Source organism: Leisingera sp. ANG-M1, from assembly GCF_000813745.1.
GTDB lineage: Bacteria > Pseudomonadota > Alphaproteobacteria > Rhodobacterales > Rhodobacteraceae > Leisingera.
The window spans coordinates 651-2,052 of record NZ_JWLC01000060.1 but is presented as its reverse complement, the minus strand read 5'-3'; the positions used below and the strand labels follow the sequence as shown (position 1 = coordinate 2,052).

General features: G+C 60.1%; 1 protein-coding gene. It reads left to right on the top strand.

Annotated elements, in window-relative coordinates:
* Positions 1–104: 104 nt before the first annotated feature.
* Positions 105–1,402, top strand: a 1,298-nt coding sequence (locus RA19_RS25275; RefSeq protein WP_039168656.1) for an ATP-binding cassette domain-containing protein, incomplete at its 3' end; no start/stop codon positions are given.

Below are 1,402 nucleotides of genomic sequence, written 5' to 3'. Positions count from 1 at the left end.
TCATCGTGGCGGTTCTGACAATCGGTATCATCGGCTTCCTGCTGGACCGCGTGATGTACGCGCTGCAGTCCCTGTTCACCTTCACGAACAACCGGTGATCCATCATGAGCGTTCTTGAATTCAACAATGTCTCCAAGAGCTTTGGTGAAGGCACTTCGCGCACCACTGTTCTGAAAAACATCAACCTGTCTGTTGAGGAGGGCGAGTTCCTCGTTCTGCTCGGCTTCTCCGGAACCGGCAAGACCACCCTGATCAATCTGATGGCGGGTCTTGAGATGCCGACCAAAGGGTCGGTCACTTACCGCGGTAAAGAGATCTCCGGCCCGGGCCCCGAGCGCGGCGTGATTTTCCAAAGCTACTCCCTGATGCCGTGGCTGACCGTGGATGGGAATGTGGAACTTGCGGTCGGCACGATCTTTCCGGGGATGCCCAAGGCCGAGAAGACCGCGAAGGTCGACCACTATGTCAAAATGGTGGGTCTGGATCACGCCAAGACCCGGCGCCCGGCCGAACTATCCGGCGGTATGCGCCAGCGTGTGAACGTGGCCCGCGCGCTGGCGATGGACCCCGAGGTTCTGCTGCTGGACGAACCACTGTCGGCGCTGGACGCGCTGACCCGTGCGAACCTCGCCGACGAGATCGAGGCTATCTGGGCGGCGGACAAAAAGACCTGTGTCCTGATCACCAATGACGTGGACGAAGCCATCCTGCTGGCCGACCGCATTGTCGCGCTGAACCCCGATGGGACCCTTGGTGAGGAGTTCAAAGTCACCATTCCCCGTCCGCGCGACCGCTCAGCGATAAACAATGACGCGTCCTTCAAACGCCTGCGTGCGGATGTGACGGCTTACCTGATGGACGTAGGCATCAAGGGAAGGATCGAAGGCACCAAGCTGCTGCCCGATGTGACCCCGATCCATGGCCTGCCTGCAGCGGTGGCCGAGGCGTCGAAATCGCTTTCCGAGGAACGCTTCCTCGATTTTTCTCAGCTTCACAAGATCTACCCCACTCCCAAGGGGCCGTTGACGGTGGTTGAGGACTTCAACCTGAAGATCAACAAGGGCGAGTTCATTTCACTGATCGGTCACTCGGGCTGCGGAAAGTCCACTGTGCTGACGATGGCCGCCGGGCTGAACCCGATTTCCAAGGGGGCGATCAAGCTGGACAGGAAACATGTTGAGGGCGCCGACCCGGAGCGTGCGGTGGTGTTCCAGTCGCCCAATCTGTTCCCCTGGCTGACCGCGCGGGAAAACTGCGCCATCGGAGTCGACAAGGTCTATCCGAAGGCGTCCCAGGCCGAACGACAGGACGTGGTAGAATATTATCTGGAGCGCGTCGGCCTGGCGGATGCCATGGACAAGCCCGCAAACGCGATGTCGAACGGCATGCAGCAGCGGGTCGG